This window comes from Nocardiopsis synnemataformans (assembly GCF_965343085.1).
Classification (GTDB): Bacteria; Actinomycetota; Actinomycetes; order Streptosporangiales; family Streptosporangiaceae; genus Nocardiopsis; species Nocardiopsis alborubida.
This window is the reverse complement of the sequence record NZ_CBDRFA010000031.1, coordinates 20,509-35,846: the sequence shown is the minus strand read 5'-3', so window position 1 is coordinate 35,846 and position 15,338 is coordinate 20,509. Positions and strand designations below refer to the sequence as shown.

Annotated in this window: 9 protein-coding genes; 4 read left to right on the top strand and 5 right to left on the bottom strand. The window is 74.3% G+C overall.

Translation table 11 applies throughout. The features are described 5' to 3' along the window. Positions 1 to 129: 129 nt before the first annotated feature. Positions 130 to 2,298, top strand: a complete 2,169-nt coding sequence (locus tag ACSIH6_RS18820) for a SpoIIE family protein phosphatase (RefSeq protein WP_435109633.1) — start codon at positions 130 to 132, stop codon at positions 2,296 to 2,298. Positions 2,299 to 2,366: 68 nt separating this feature from the next. Here the strand turns inward: ACSIH6_RS18820 and ACSIH6_RS18815 are convergent, their stop codons facing one another. After that, positions 2,367 to 2,972, bottom strand: a complete 606-nt coding sequence (locus ACSIH6_RS18815; RefSeq protein ID WP_150249698.1) for a response regulator transcription factor — start codon at positions 2,970 to 2,972, stop codon at positions 2,367 to 2,369. 338 nt (positions 2,973 to 3,310) lie between these two features. Here ACSIH6_RS18815 and ACSIH6_RS18810 point away from each other — a divergent pair, with 338 nt between their 5' ends. Further along, positions 3,311 to 5,353, top strand: coding sequence for a S1C family serine protease (locus ACSIH6_RS18810; RefSeq protein ID WP_435109604.1), 2,043 nt, complete (start codon positions 3,311 to 3,313; stop codon positions 5,351 to 5,353). Positions 5,354 to 5,671: 318 nt separating this feature from the next. After that, a complete protein-coding gene (locus ACSIH6_RS18805) occupies positions 5,672 to 6,985 on the top strand; it encodes a glycosyltransferase (protein WP_435109603.1) in 1,314 nt (437 codons plus the stop codon). On the opposite strand, the gene ACSIH6_RS18800 is transcribed toward ACSIH6_RS18805, so the two are convergent. The 3 genes from ACSIH6_RS18800 to ACSIH6_RS18790 form a co-directional block, all read right to left on the bottom strand. Beyond that, on the bottom strand, positions 6,945 to 8,420 hold the full coding sequence (locus ACSIH6_RS18800) for a sensor histidine kinase (protein ID WP_435109602.1): 1,476 nt from the start codon (positions 8,418 to 8,420) through the stop codon (positions 6,945 to 6,947). The two genes, ACSIH6_RS18805 and ACSIH6_RS18800, sit on opposite strands and share 41 nt — an antisense overlap. A gap of 89 nt (positions 8,421 to 8,509) precedes the next feature. Beyond that, positions 8,510 to 9,208 carry a response regulator transcription factor gene (locus ACSIH6_RS18795; RefSeq protein ID WP_150249689.1) on the bottom strand — a complete coding sequence of 233 codons (699 nt, stop codon included), beginning with the start codon at positions 9,206 to 9,208 and terminating at the stop codon, positions 8,510 to 8,512. A 214-nt stretch (positions 9,209 to 9,422) separates the two neighbouring features. Continuing rightward, positions 9,423 to 10,370: an HpcH/HpaI aldolase/citrate lyase family protein gene (locus ACSIH6_RS18790; protein WP_150249687.1), complete on the bottom strand. Its 948-nt coding sequence runs from the start codon at positions 10,368 to 10,370 to the stop codon at positions 9,423 to 9,425. A 148-nt stretch (positions 10,371 to 10,518) separates the two neighbouring features. Between ACSIH6_RS18790 and ACSIH6_RS18785 the strand changes: the two genes are divergently transcribed. Beyond that, positions 10,519 to 12,942, top strand: a complete 2,424-nt coding sequence (locus tag ACSIH6_RS18785) for a molybdopterin-dependent oxidoreductase (protein WP_435109601.1) — start codon at positions 10,519 to 10,521, stop codon at positions 12,940 to 12,942. Positions 12,943 to 13,102: 160 nt separating this feature from the next. Here the strand turns inward: ACSIH6_RS18785 and ACSIH6_RS18780 are convergent, their stop codons facing one another. Next, positions 13,103 to 15,289 (bottom strand): PrsW family intramembrane metalloprotease, encoded by a 2,187-nt coding sequence (locus ACSIH6_RS18780; RefSeq protein ID WP_435109600.1) that lies wholly within the window; start codon positions 15,287 to 15,289, stop codon positions 13,103 to 13,105. Positions 15,290 to 15,338: the final 49 nt, after the last annotated feature.

The following is a 15,338-nucleotide window of genomic DNA, read 5'->3' as shown; positions in this document are numbered from 1 at the left end:
CCGCGCCGGGGGGAATGACGGTTCGCGCGGCACCGGCCACCGTGGCACGCGTATCGTGGCAGTGACCACCACCCCCCGCGCACGCACCCAGTGACGAAGGACACCGACGGCTTGCCAGCACACGACGCGTTGAAGGTCGCTCGACGAGAGTTCCCTCCCGCCCCGGAGACCGCGGCGGCGGCCCGCGAGTTCGTTCACGACACCCTCCTGTCCTGGGGTATGACCGACCCCTCCGACGACGTGATCCTGCTGGTGAGCGAACTGGTCACCAACGCCGTCATCCACGCGCGCTCGTCCCTGGACGTGACCGTGCGCCGGACGGAGGGGGCGACCGAGGTGATGGTCACCGACTCCGTGCCCGAGCGCGCGGTCCCGCAGGCCGGGCCCCTGTCGGTGGACACCTCCCCGTCCCGGGAGAACGGGCGCACCGGCGGCCTGGGGCTGGCCCTGGCGTCGGCGATCGCGTCGAGCTGGGGTGTGAGCTACGGGCGCAACGACAAGGCCGTGTGGTTCCGGATCGAGGACGGCTCGGGGGAGCGCGCCTCCCTGGAGTCCCCGCCGGTGCGCAGGAGCCCCTCCCGTCCCGGGCGTCCCGCCCCGTGGTCGGCGCTGGACTCCGCCCTGGGCTCGCGGCTGTCCCTGCCGCAGCTGCTGGAGCGCACCGTGGAGTACTCGACCACGGCGCTGGGCGCGGACGCGGCCTACATCACGCTGGCCACGTCCGACGAGACCATGTGGGAGGTGCGCGCCGCGGTCGGGTTGACCTCGGGCGGCGCCCCGTGGCGGCCGCTGCGCGTGCGCACGGAGGAGATCTTCCCGTCCTCGGCGCCGGAGCCGGGCGCGGTGATCAACGACGACCTGATGATCGCCCGCACCAGCCGGGGGCGCCTGTCGCGCGCGGGAATGCGCTCGCTGGTGACGGCGCCGCTCATCGTGGACGGGCGGGTGGTCGGCCTGCTGGGGGTGGCCTCCCGGCGGGCCCGGCACTTCGGGGCGTCGGCGGCCAAGCGGCTCCAGGAGGGCGCGGACCTGATCGCGCTGCCGGTGGAGCGGGCCCGGCTGGCCGAGGTGGAGCTGAGCAGGCGGGCCTCGCTGAGCTTCCTGGCCGAGGCCAGCGACCTGCTCGCGGGCACGCTGGACGAGCGGATGACGGGCGCGCTGGCGGCGCAGCTGATCACCTCCCGGCTGGGCCGGTGGTGCGCCATCGAGACGATCAACGAGATGGGCGTCTCGCAGCTGACGCACGTGGTGCACAGCGACGAGAACTACAACGACATCCTGCGCGCGCTGCTGACCGGGCTGCCGCCGCACGAGCAGAGGGAGCCGCAGCCGCTGTGGTCCCCGGCCGAGCTGGCCAAGGAGGGGCTGGACGAGCAGCTCGTCCGGGAACTGGCGAGCGGTCCGGCGATCTGTATCCCGCTGGTGGCGCACGGGCGCGCACTGGGGCGGATGACGGTCGGCAAGAGCGGGTCGGACGACTTCACCCGCGAGGAGGTGGACGTGGCCGACGACCTGAGCAGCCGGGTGGCGTCGGCGATGGAGAACGCGCGGCTGCACGAGAAGCAGGCCGCGATGAGCGACGCCCTCCAGCGCAGCCTCCTGCCGGCCAAGGAGAAGGAGCCGGTGATCCCGAACGTGGACCACGCGGTGTTCTACCGTCCGGCCGACGAGCGCAACGTGGTGGGCGGGGACTTCTACGATGTGTTCGCGGCGAGCGGGCGGTGGTGCTTCGCGATCGGCGACGTGTGCGGGACGGGCCCTGAGGCGGCGGCCGTGACCGGCCTGGCACGGCACACGCTTCGGGCGCTGGCCAAGGAGGGGTTCACGCCCTCGCACATCATGCAGCGGCTGAACATGGCGATCCTGGACGAGAACACCTCGACCCGGTTCCTGACGATGCTGTACGGGGAGATGACCCCGGCCACGGACGGCGGGGGCGGGATGCGGGTGCGGATGGTCTCCGCCGGGCACCCGCTGCCGATGCGGCTGAACCAGAAGGGCGAGGTGAAGTCGTTCGGGGCCTCGCAGCCGCTGCTGGGCGCGTTCGAGGACGTGGGGTTCACGACCGAGAACGTGGACATCCGCCCCGGCGAGGTGGTGCTGGCGGTGACCGACGGCGTGACCGAGCGGCGCAGCAACACGGACATGCTCGGCGACGAGGGGCTGACGGAGATCTTCTCCGGCTGCGCCGGGCTGACCGCCCAGGCGGTGATCAGCCGCATCGACCGGGAGCTGGAGGAGTACGCCCCGGGCGGGCGCAGCGACGACACCGCGATGCTGGTGCTGCGCTTCCTCTAGGAAGGGCCGGAAACGTCACCGCTGCGACGCACGGATTCTGACCTGGACGGCGGACGGGGCGGGACCGGTCAGAGCCAGCCCATGTCCTGGGCGGTGCGGATGGCGGACATGCGGTTGTCGGCGCCGGTCTTGCCGATGGCGTTGGAGAGGTAGTTGCGCACGGTGCCCTCGGTCAGGTGGAGGGCGGCGGCGATCCTGGCGACCGTGGCCCCGTCGGAGGCGGCGCGCAGCACCTCGGTCTCGCGGTCGGTGAGCGGGCTCTCGCCGCCGACCATCGCGGCGGCGGCGAGGTCGGTGTCGATGTAGCGCCCGCCCCCGTGGACGCGGCGGATGGCGCCCGCGAGCTGGTCGACGGGGGCGTCCTTGGCCAGGAAGCCGCGCGCGCCGGAGGACAGGGCACGGCGCAGGTATCCGGGGCGGCCGAAGCTGGTGAGGATGACGACGCCGCAGTCGGGGGCGTCCGCCCGGAGCCGCGCGGCCACCTCCAGTCCGGTGGCGCCGGGCATCTCGATGTCCAGGACGGCGATCGCGGCACCGTGCCGGAGGACGGCGTCGACCACCTCGTCGCCCCGGCCGACCTCGGCGACGACCTCCAGGTCGTCCTCCAGGCCGAGGAGGGCGGCGATGGCCCCCCGCACGAGGTGTTCGTCATCGGCCAGCACGATCTTGATCAAGGTCGGCTCTTCTCCGGTGTCTCGCTTTGACTTCGGCACGATATCGTTTCGGGCATTCTGGTGCATACGGCGCCTACGGGAAGCGCGCCGGGGTAACGGGCGACGTGTCGGGTCGCGGCGGTGCGGGAGTCCGGACGCTCCCACGGACGTCGGGGCCAGTCATGGACGGCCTGGCCCGACGGCGCTGAGCCACGGGGCCGCCGACGCGGACCGGACGAGGGCACGGCAGGGGCGGAAGGACTCGAAACCCCGGCATATCGCGTTCTCACCCTGTTCTAACCCATGCGTCGCATGATGGAACACGTCACTGAACATCGTCCCGCCAGTCGGAGGATGAGTTGAACCCCAACGAACCGAGTGCAGGTACCGAGCCCGGTGCGGCGGCCGGGAACGGGCTTCCCGAGCACCGTCCCACCGAGCCCGCCGACCAGGCTGGGCCCTCCGGCCCGCACGAGGGGGGGTCCTCCACGGGCGACGGGACCGACGTCCGCGGCACGTCCGGCGGGGAGCACGGGGGTGTCCCCGCCGGACAGGGCGAGCGGACCGCCGGAGCCGAGCACGCCGGGCCCCAGCAGCCCTTCGGGCGCTCCGAGGCACAGGGGGCCGGTGAGGAGCCGGGGGCCGAGGAGACAGGCGAGCGGGTGGAGCGGCCCGCGCCGCACGAGCCCGGCGGGTACACCGGCGTGTGGCAGCGCGACGAGAACCCGGAAGCGCGGCGGGCCGACGGGTACCCCGGTCAGGGGCAGCCCGGCGGGTACCCCGCGGCGCAGCAGGGCGGCGGGCACCCGGGCCCCGAGCAGAGCGGCGGGTACCCCGCGGCCGGGCAGACCGGTGAGGGCTTCTCGTTCCAGCAGGGCGGGTCGTTCCAGCAGGGCGGGTACACGGGGGCAGAGCAGAGCGGCGGCTACCCCGGACCCGAGCGGCACGGGCGGCCGGAGACCGGCCCCGCGGGGGCGGGGCCGACCTTCTCCCCGCCCGGGCAGCCGCCGAGGTGGGCCACCGGGCCCAACGACCCGGAGCGCGCCTCCTACACCTTCCCTCCGCCCGGGGGCGGCTACGGCGCCGCCGGCGGCCAGCACGAGCAGTTCTCCGCGCACCAGGGCGGCCCCGTCCCCCCGCACGGCGGGCAGAGCGGCCCCCACGGGCCGGTCGGGCACGGGCAGCCCCCGTACGGTGACGGCGGCCCGTTCGGGTCGGGCGGCCCCGGTGGTCCCGGGGACCACGGCGGCCACGGCGGCGGGCAGCCCCCGTTCGGCGCTCCGTTCCCCGGGGCGGTGCCCCCGCAGGGAGGCGGCAAGAAGCGCGGCTCCGGCAGGATCGTGACCGTCGCCGCGATCACCGCCCTGGTCACGAGCCTCATCGTGGGCCCGATGACGGCCCTGGGCACCGCCTACCTGTTCCCCAACGGCCTGAGCGGTCCGATCAGCTCGCTCAACCAGGAGCAGGAGAGCACGCAGACCGAGGGCGAGGTCGGCGAGGTCGCCGACACGGTCCTGCCGAGCGTGGTGTCCATCCGCACCGCCAACGGCGGCGGCAGCGGCGTGGTCATCTCCTCCGACGGCCAGATCCTCACCAACGCGCACGTCGTGGCCGCCGCGGAGGGAGGTCCGATCGAGGTGCTGTTCAACGACGGCAGCTCCGCACGCGCCGAGGTCATGGGCGCGGACCCGGTCTCCGACATCGCGGTGATCCAGGCGGAGGGGCGCAACGACCTCACCCCGGCCACCCTCGGCGACTCCGAGCAGGTCGGCGTGGGCGCCGAGGTGGTCGCGATCGGTTCCCCGCTGGGGCTGTCGGGCACGGTGACCACGGGTGTGGTCAGCGCGCTGAACCGTCCGGTGAACACCGGGCAGTCCGGGCAGACCTCCACGGTGATCAACGCGATCCAGACGGACGCGGCGATCAACCCCGGCAACTCGGGCGGCCCGCTGGTGAACATGAACGGCGAGGTGATCGGGATCAACACCGCGATCGCGGGCATCTCGCAGGACAGCGGCTCGGTCGGACTGGGCTTCGCCATCCCGATCAACCAGGTCCGCCCCATCGCGGAGCAGCTGGTCGAGGACGGCAGCGCGAGCTACCCGGCGATCGAGGCGACCATCACCAACTCCCGCGTCGGCGGCGCGGAGATCGTGGAGGTCACCGAGGGCGGCGCGGCCGCCGAGGCCGGGCTCCAGGCCGGTGACGTGGTGGTGTCCGTGGACGGCGAGCCGGTGTCCACGCCGGACGAGCTGATCGCGCAGATCCGGATCCGCCAGCCCGGCGAGGAGGTGACCCTGGGGGTCGTCCCCGACGGCGGCAACGGTTCCGAGGAGGAGCTCACGGTGACGCTCGGGGAGCAGAGCGTGGAGTCAGCCCAGAACGAGGAGGGCGGGAACTGACGGGCACGGCCCCGGACACCCCGCACACGGGCGGCCTCGGACCCTCGGGTCCGGGGCCGCCCGTCGCGTGCGTGGCCGCGGAGGCCCGCGGGCGCGCGGGCCGTGCTGGCGGGGCCGCGGGCGCGCGGCGTCGAGGGCCGCGGACATCGGCTGTCGACGTCGCCGGGCTCGTGGGTAGACGGAGGGGCACGGAGAGTTCCCTCTCCCGGGCCGCGTGCCACCGAGCGGTCGTCCCACGGTCACCGAGAGGTCGGCGGGGGTCAACGCGGGTGACCCACACTCGGGCGTACGCGGCGACCCGACAAAGGAGATCAGGTCATGTCCACGTCCTTCGCCTCCCCCACGGTGGCGGCACCGCCCAGGCCCGCCGTCGGCGCGACGCGCCGCACCCGGGTCCTGATCGGCACCGACACCTATCCCCCGGACGTGAACGGCGCCGCGTACTTCACCGCCCGCCTCGCCCGCGGCCTGGCCGCGCGCGGCGCGCGGGTACACGTGGTGTGCCCCTCCCCCGAGGGCGCCCCGTACACGGTGGAACGCGGTGGTGTGGTCGAGCACCGGCTGCGCTCGGTGTCCTCCCTGGTCCACGACAGCGTGCGGCTCGCGGTCCCGCTGGGCGTGCGCGGCCACCTGGACCGGCTCCTTGACCGGCTGCGCCCGGACGCCGTCCACATCCAGAACCACTTCCTCGTCGGCCGGATGCTGGCCGCCGCCGCGCACGCCCGCGGCGTCCCCGTGGTCGCCACCAACCACTTCATGCCGGAGAACCTCTTCGACTACGTGCACGTGCCCGGACCGCTGCGCCCGCACGCGGCCCGGCTGGCCTGGTGGGACCTGGGCGCGGTGCTGTCCAGGGCCGAACACGTGACCACGCCCACCCCGGCCGCCGCACGGCTGCTGGTCGACCAGGGGTTCACCCGGCCGGTCGAACCGGTCTCGTGCGGGATCGACCTGGACCGGTTCAGCCCCCTGGACGGCGGCGCGGCCACCCGGCGGCGGCTGCGCGAGCGGCTGGGCGTGCCGGACCGCAGGACGGTGCTGTTCGTGGGGCGGCTGGACGAGGAGAAGCGCGTGGACGAACTCGTGCGCGCGGTGGCCCTGGCCGACGGGGTCCAGCTCGTGCTGGCCGGGCACGGCGCGCACCGGGCGCGGCTGGCGGAGCTGGCGGCGGAGGTCGGCGCGGCCGACCGGGTGGTGTTCCTGGGCTTCGTGCCGCACGCCGACCTGCCCGACGTGTACCGGTGCGCGGACGTGTGGGCCATCGCCGGGACCGCCGAACTCCAGAGCATCGCCACCCTGGAGGCGATGGCGAGCGGTCTGCCGGTGGTGGCGGCGGACGCCATGGCGCTGCCGCACCTGGTGGAGGAGGGCGGTAACGGGTACCTGTACCCGCCGGGAAGCCCGGAGGCGCTGGCCGCGCGCGTGGAGTCGGTGGTCGCCGACGAGGGCCGGCGGCTGAGGATGGGCGCGTGCAGCCGCGGTATGGCCGGGCGGCACCGGCTGGAGGACTCGCTGGAGCGGTTCGAGCGGATCTACCGCGAGGCGTCCGCCGGTGCGGGAGTCGGCGCCGGAGCCGGTTCGGGCGCGGCGCTCACCCCTGCGCCTTCGGCTCCTCGTCCCGCGGCGGCGTGAACAGCGGCAGGCGGAAGCCGATGGCGGCGCCGCCGCCCTCCCTGTTGCGGGCGAACACGCTGCCCCCGTGGGCCTGCGCGATCTCCCTGACCATGGACAGGCCGAGCCCCGAACCGGGCAGGCCGCGGGCGACGGTGGCCCTGTAGAAGCGCTCGAAGACGTGGTCGAGTTCGGCCGGGTCGATGCCGGGCCCCCGGTCCAGGACCTCCACCGCCCCCGCGCGCACGCGGATCTCGATGGGAGCGGTGCCCCCGGGGTCGAACTTGGCGGAGTTCTCGACCGGGTTGGAGACGGCGCGCTCCAGGGAACCGGGACGGCCCCACACGACGCTGTCGTCGGCGTCCACGAGGATGTCGCGGCCGGTGCGGCGGCGGGTGCGCTTGGCGACCTTCTCGGCGACCCCGGCGAGGGAGACGGCGCTCATCTGCTCGTCCTCGTGGTCGCCGGTGGCCAGGCCGACCAGCTCGTTGACCAGGGCGGTGAGCTCGCGCGTCTCACCGCGCAGGTCCTCGATGAGGCTGGCGCGCGCCTCCGGGCTGAGCCGGTCCACCCTGCCGAGCACCTGCACGTTGGTGTACAGGCTGGTCAGCGGGGTGCGGAGTTCGTGTGCGGCGTCCTGGACGAGGCGGCGCTGCTCGTCCTTGGAGCGGGCCAGACGGGCGAGCATGGCGTTGAACGCGCTGGTGAGGCGGCCGACCTCGTCACGGCCAACGTCCTCCTCACGGCTCTCGCCGCCCCGTCCGGGGTCCACGGGGTCGAGCCGCCCCGTGGAGCTGACGTACTCGGCCGCGTCGGTGAGGCGCACCAGGCGGCCGGTGGTGCGGTGGCCCACCAGCCAGCCCACGGCGGCCGCGCACAGGGCGACGAACAGGCCCACCCACAGGATCTGGGTGGCGAGCCGGTCGATCATCAGCTCGGTCGGGGACAGGCGCTGGAGGAGCTGGAGGGCCCCGGCGCCGTCACCGAGGGAGACCGTGGCCAGCCGGAACTCCTGGCCGCCGATGGCCTGCTCGCGCATGTCGACGATGCCGGGCCGGTCCTCCCCGGCGACCTCCAGGTCCCTCTCCGACGGTGCGAAGAGGATGATCTCGGACGGGTCGGCGATGTTGACCGTCCTGCTGCCGTCGGGTTCGAGGAGCTGGAGCTGGAACTTGTCGCTGGGCAGGAACGGACCGGGTCCGGCGGAGCCGCCCTGCCCCTGCTGGTGGTAGTCGACGAGCTGTTCGGACAGGGCGGTGACGGTGCTCTCGAACTCGGTGCGGGCGTCGGCGCGGATGAGCGTGGCGGCGGTGGTGTAGGCGAGGGTGCCGACCAGGGCGATGACGACGGTGGCGACCAGCGCGAAGATCACCGCGAAGCGGGTGCCCAGCCGCCACTCGCCCGGCTGGAGCAGCGTCCGGCGCCACTTCGGGGCGGCGGCGCGTGCGGCGGGCATGAGAGCTCTGAGACCGGACGGGGCTCCGGGGCCGTGCGGGGTTCCGTCTCCAGGCTCCTGCGGGGTGCCGTCTTCGTGTCGCACGGAGCTCAACCCTGCGGCCGGAGCGTGTAGCCGACCCCGCGCACGGTCTGGATCAGCGGCGGCCCGCCGTCCTCCAGCTTGCGGCGCAGGTAGCTGATGTAGACGGCGAGGTTCTTGGACTCGGGACCGAAGTCGTAGCCCCAGATGCGGTCGTAGATGGTGGAGTGGTCCAGCACGATCCCGGCGTTGCGGACCAGGAGTTCGAGCAGGTCGAACTCGGTCTTGGACAGCTCGACCTCGCGGTCGCCGCGCCAGACCCGGCGTGAGGGCGGGTCCAGGGAAAGCTCGCCGACGCGCAGCGGGCCCTGTTCCGCGGCCTCCTCGGGAAAGGGCGCGGCCCGGCGCAGCAGGGCGCGCAGCCGGGCGAGGAGTTCCTCCAGCTCGAAGGGCTTGGCGAGGTAGTCGTCGGCCCCCGCGTCGAGCCCCGCCACCCGGTCCGGCGTCTCCACACGCGCGGTGAGCATGAGGATGGGCGTGCGGTCGCGCTCGGCGCGCAGCACGCGGGCCACCCCGAGCCCGTCCACCCCCGGCATCATCACGTCGAGGACGAGCAGGTCGACCGGGTCGGAGTGCACGGCGGCGAGGGCCTGGACCCCGTCCGGTACCGTCCTGACCCTGTAGCCCTCCAGTTGGAGCGCGCGTTCCAGTGAGTCCCTGATCGCGCGGTCGTCGTCGGCGACCAGAACCGTGGCGGTGGCTTCCATGGCGTCCATGGTTCCGCACGAGGGTGAGAGCGCGGTAAGAGCAAGGTGGGGCGCGTGTCAGACCCCGCGCCGGTCAGAGCCCGCGCGGACCCGCCCTGGCCCGCGGCGGCTCCCGCCGGGTCCGCACGCGGTCCCGCCGGGCCCCGCAGGCCCACTTCGGCCCCCGCCGGAGTCCGGTCCCGGGTTTCGGGCTCCAGGGTTCGGGCCCCGGGGTTCAGGCCCCGGGATCGAACTCGCGGGTCCGGCTCATCCCGGCCGCGCGCCCCTTGCCCGCGATCACGAGCGCCATCTTGCGGGAGGCCTCGTCGAGCATCTCCTCGCCGAGCATGACGGCGCCGCGCCGGTCCACGGTGGTCGCGTGGGCGTAGGCGTCCAGGATCAGCTCGGCGTGGTCGTAGTCCTCCTGGGAGGGCGCGAACACCTCGTTGGCGGCCTCCACCTGGAGCGGGTGCAGGACCCACTTGCCGTCGAAGCCGAGGGCGGCCGTGCGCCCGGCGGAGCGGCGGAACGCGTCCACGTCCCGGACCTGGAGGTAGGGGCCGTCGACGGCCTGGAGCCCGTGGGCGCGGGCGGCCATGAGGATGCGCATGAGCACGTAGTGGTAGGCGTCTCCGGTGTCGTAGCCGGGCGGCTGCTCGCCGACGACCAGGCTCCTCATGTTGATGGAGGCCATGAAGTCGGCGGGCCCGTAGACGAGGCTCTCCAGGCGGGGCGAGGCGGCGGCGATCTCGTCCACGGCGACCAGGCCGCGGGCGTCCTCGATCTGCGCTTCGATGCCGATCCGGCCGACCTCCAGGCCGACGGCGCGCTCGATCTGGGTGAGGAGGGTGTCGAGCCACTGGACGTCGCGGGCCGCGGTGACCTTGGGCAGGACCAGGGCGTCGAGCGCGGCCCCGGCCCCCTCGACGACGGTGATGACGTCTCGGTAGGCCCACTCGGTGGTGACGTCGTTCACGCGGACGGAACGCACCTTGCCGTCCCAGCCGCCGTCGTTGAGCGCCCGGACGACGGTGTGGCGGGCGGAGTCCTTCTCCAGGGGCGCGACCGCGTCCTCCAGGTCGAGGAAGAAGGCGTCCACGTCCAGTCCCCGCGCCTTGTCCACGAACCGGGGGTTGGACCCCGGAACCGCGAGTACCGACCGCCGCGACCTGAGTTCGCCCATCGCCGTTCGTCCCCCTGCTCCACTCGTCGGACCGGGTCAGCCGCCCCCTCCGGGCGTGACCGCGCCGCCCATCATCGCACTGTGAGGTGCATAGAGTGAGTTCCGGGTCCCCGGCGGGACCCAGGGGGATTCCAGGGAGGAAACGAGCATGTCCGGCACGTCGTCGTATCCGACCAGCGCCCACTGGGGCAGTTACCGGGTGGTCGTCGAGGACGGCCGGGTGGTCGAGGCCCTCCCGGACCCGGACGACCCGGCGCCGTCCCCGGTGATCGCCAACACCCCCGCAGCCCAGCACCACGCCTCACGGGTGGCGCGCCCGGCGGTGCGGCGGCGCTGGCTGGAGAACGGCCCCGGCCCGGACCCGCTCCGGGGCGACCCGGACGACGCCTACGTCGAGGTGGAGTGGTCCACCGCGCTGGACCTGCTCGCCGGTGAGCTGGACCGGGTGCGCGGCGCGTACGGGAACGCGGCGATCTACGGCGGTTCCTACGGCTGGGGCAGCGCGGGCCGGATCCACCACGCGCAGAGCCAGCTGCACCGGTTCCTCAACACGATCGGCGGCTACACGCGCTCGCGCACCACCTACAGCCACGGCGCGGTGGAGGTGCTCTTCCCGCGGATCATCGGCGTCCCGGCGGCCAACCGGCTGCTGCACCGGGCCCCGTCGTGGACGCGGATCCGCGAGCACACCGAACTGCTGGTGAGCTTCGGCGGGCTGAGGGTGTCCAACACGTGGACCTCCTCGGGCGGGCGCGCCGCCCAGACCGCCGGTCCGGCGATGCGCGACGCGTCCGGGGCCGGGGTGGAGTTCGTGTCGGTGTCGCCGCTGCTGGACGACACCTCCGAGGACGTCAAGGCCGAGTGGGTCTCGCTCAACCCGGGGACCGACACGGCGGTGATGCTGGCGCTGATGCACGTGCTGTTCACCGAGGGCCTGGCCGACACCGCCTTCCTGGAACGCTACACCGTGGGCGCGGACGTGCTGCGCGCGTACGTGCTGGGCGAGCGCGACGAACGGGGCGGCCCGGACGGGACCGCGCGGACGCCGGAGTGGGCCGAACGGATCAGCGGGGTCACGGCCGACGAGCTGCGGTCGCTGGCGCGGCGGATGGCGGCGCGGCGCACGCTGGTCAACGTGGGGTGGTCGGTGCAGCGGGCGCGGTACGGTGAGCAGCCGTTGTGGGCCGGGCTGGCGCTGGCGTGCTGCCTGGGTCAGGTGGGGCTGCCGGGTGGCGGTTTCGCGTCCGGATACGGGTCCATGGGCAACTACGGTGGCGGTTCGACGCCGCTGGGGCTGCCGAGAATGCCGCAGGGAAACAACGCGGTGGACTCGTTCATCCCGGTGGCGCGGGTGGCCGACATGCTGCTGGAGCCGGGCGGGCGCTACGACCACGACGGCGAGGAGCGGCGTTACCCGGACATCCGGCTGGTGTACTGGGCCGGGGGCAACCCCTTCCACCACCACCAGAACCTGAGGCGGTTGACCGAGGCGTTCGGGCGGCCGGAGACGGTGGTGGTGAACGAGACGCACTGGACGGCGACGGCGCGGCACGCCGACATCGTGCTCCCGGCCACGACGGTGCTGGAGCGCGACGACATGGCCGCCAGCCAGGGCGACCTGAGCGTGCGGGCGATGCCGCGCGCGGTGGCGCCGCACGGGCAGGCGCGGGACGAGTACGACACCTACGCCGACCTGGCCGGGAGGCTGGGGGCGCGCGAGGAGTTCACCGAGGGGCGCACCAGCGGCGAGTGGATGCGGGTGGTGTACGGGCGCTGGCGGTCGCTGGTGGCGCGGCGGGGCCTGGAGGTGCCGGAGTTCGAGGAGTTCTGGAGGCGCGGGCGGGTGGAGATGCCCGGCCGGGTGGAGGACGAGGCGCTGCTGGGGGAGTTCCGCGCGGATCCGGAGGGCCAGGCCCTGCGCACGCCGAGCGGGCGGATCGAGCTGTTCTCGGAGACGATCGCGTCGTTCGGGTACGAGGACTGCCCGGGGCACCCGGTGTGGCTGGCGGGGCCGGTGGTGACCGGTTCCGATCCTGGAGCTGGCGACCCGGCGGTGACCGGCTCCGGTACCCGTGCCGGGACCGGGGAGCCGGTGGTGGCGGGCTCCGGTACCCAGGCCGGGGCCGGGGGGTTCCCCCTGGTGCTGATCGCGAACCAGCCGAGCGGCAGGCTGCACAGCCAGCAGGACATGGGCGCGCACAGCATGTCGCAGAAGGTGCGCGGGAGGGCGCCGCTGCGGATGCGTCCGGAGGAGGCGCGGGCGTGCGGTGTGGCCGACGGGGACGTGGTGCGGGTGTCCAGTGCCACGGGCTCGTGCCTGGCGGGCGTGGTGGTGAGCGACGCGCTGCGGCCGGGGGTCGTGCAGCTGTCCACGGGGGCCTGGTACGACCCCTCCGTGGAGGGTGTGACGTGCGCGCACGGGAACCCGAACGCGCTGACGGAGGACGTGGGGACGTCCTCGTTGAGCCAGGGGTGCACGGGTCAGTTGGTGCGCGTGCGCGTCGAACCGTTCACCGGACAGGTACCGCCCGTGCGCGCCTTCGAGCCGCCGAAGGGCGTCACCACGGCCTGACCGCGGCGGGGCCCTCCCCCGAGCGATGCCGACGCGGCCTTCCAGCGCCCTGTCCCTCCGAAGCCTCCTGCTCCGGAGGTCCCGGCGGGGCGGGCACACGTGACCGGCACAGCCAGGAGAACGGCCTCGGGGTGAGCGCAGCATCCCGGATCAGGCTCCTTCACCGTACGAGGAACCGGTTCACGCGTCTGGGCAGCAGCAGCCCCGCCCAGCCCAGAAGCGCGTACCCCACCTGGCCGGGCGCGAGCATGCCGAGGATCGCCCCGGTGTTCGCGGTCGGCGCGCGCAGGAACTCGCGCATCCGCGGGTGCGCGTGCGGCACCCCGTTCCCGGACAGCAGCAGCGTGAACACCGCGACCAGCACCACGGCCGCCCAGAATACGTCGGCACCGGCCAGGTCGCCCAGCCATCCCTGGATCCGGTCGAGGGCCACGAACGCGTAGGCGGGCGCACCGGTCGTGTCCGGGTCAGGCGCGGTGACGGCGGCGAACACCGCCGCCGCCGCGCCCATCGCCGCCATCGCCCCGGTGACCCCTCCGGTAGCCGCCAGACCCAGCCGCATCGCCAGTTCGCGCGCCTGCCGGGTCAGTTCCTCCTGTGCGGGATAGTGGCGCCAGGGCCGCCCCGCCGACCGGGCCTCGCCCATGGCGTTCGCCCGCCGCCAGCGCAGGAACCGCCAGGTGTCGCAGAGCACCGAGGGGCCGCGCCGCGCCGCGATGGCCGCGACGGCCAACTCGTGGGCGATCGTGGACACCGTGGTGGCCAGGGTGATCGGCAGGTCCACCCAGGACAGCGCCGTCCGGCGGAACAGCGGCGCGATGTCGGCGGGCACGCGGACCCGCATGGCCACCGAACGCCCCCGCGCCCGGCGGCGCAGGCGGGCCAGCGGCGGCTGCCCGGGCAGCGGCGGCGTGGATTCGGCCGCGGTCGCGATCATCCGGTAGTCCATGGCCACCGCGCACAGCAACAGCAGCACCAGCAGCCACGGAGTGAGCACCCCTCCGCCGAGGAGGCCGTGCACGAGGTCGGAGGCGGGGTGCAGCTGGGCGTTGGCCAGTCGCGCGTTCAGGTTCAGGTGCTCCAGGAACGCCAGGGTCAGCGCGACCGGCGGCAGCAGCCACAGCCAGGCCCCGTAGCGGCGGCCGACGACCGCCAGGCCGAGCGCGGCGCCGACCAGGCCGGTGGTGACGGCGTGTCCGGAGAAGACCGCGAGCACGGTGCCCGCGGGATCGGTGACGGTACTGCCGCCGGGCAGGAACAACCCGGTGTCGGCGGGCAGGCCCGCCCCTCCGAGGGCCACCTGCGTGAGCAGGCGCTCGGCCAGCTGGAACCCGGCCCCGGAGGCCGCGGCCAGCAGCAGGAAGTCCACGGCGGCCAGGCGGCGCAGCCGTCGGCGGGCCGCCAGGGCCAGGAACAGCAGCGGGAGGAGCTTGCCGACCTCCTCCACGGTCACGGCGACGTAGGTGTAGCCGAGGACGCCGTAGGGGTCGCCGCCCAGCAGCCCGACGACGGCGGACTCGGCCAGCGCCAGGGGCCACAGCAGCAGCGCGCCGAACGCGGCCACCCGCAGCAGCGAGGCGAAGGAGACCGTGCGGGAGCGGGCCAGCAGGGCCAGCTGGAACAGCAGGACGAAGGCGGCGACCAGCGCCGGGAACGCTGCGCCCAGGCCGGGGACGGCCAGGGGCGCCACGAGCAGCGCCGCCACCATGAGCCACCCCCAGGCCCCGCGCAGGGCCCGCAGGGAGCGGACCGCCCGCGGTGAGCGCCGCCGCGCGCGCTCGGCGCTGCGGGCCAGGAGTTCGGCCGTGTCCGGACCGGGCCCGCGCGGGCCGCGGGCGTGGCGCGCGCCGGTCTCGGCGCAGTGGTAGAGCTGGGCGGCGCGGGTGAGGACCGGGCCGCCCTCCCGGCGGGCGCGCGAGGCGAAGTGGCTGCGGGCCTGGGGGATGTCGGCGCCGACGAGTTCGCGGACGAAGTCGGCGGGACCGGCCGCGACGGTGAGTTCGTCCGCGGTGACCAGGACGGCGGCGGAGAAGTCCTCGACGCAGACCAGGAAGTCGGTGGGCGCGGGCCCCCAACCGCGGATGAGGTCGATGAGGGTGTCGGTGTCGAGGGGGACCTCGGTGACGGGGTCGTAGGAGAACTCGGGCCGGGTCCGGCACACCAGGAGCCGGTCCACGCCCATGGCGCGGCCCGCGGCGACGACCGCGCGGATGAGGTTGCGGTCCCGGGGAACCAGGAAGGGGGTGGTGACCTTGCCGTCGGCCCGGATCCAGTGGGGGTCGAACTCCGTCGCTCCGGCGCAGACGCGCAGCACGAGGTCACGCGCGAGCATGGCCTGTTCTTCCATGGGTCACCTCGTGCCTGGGGGCTTCACTCGGGGGGCGGAGACGACGGGG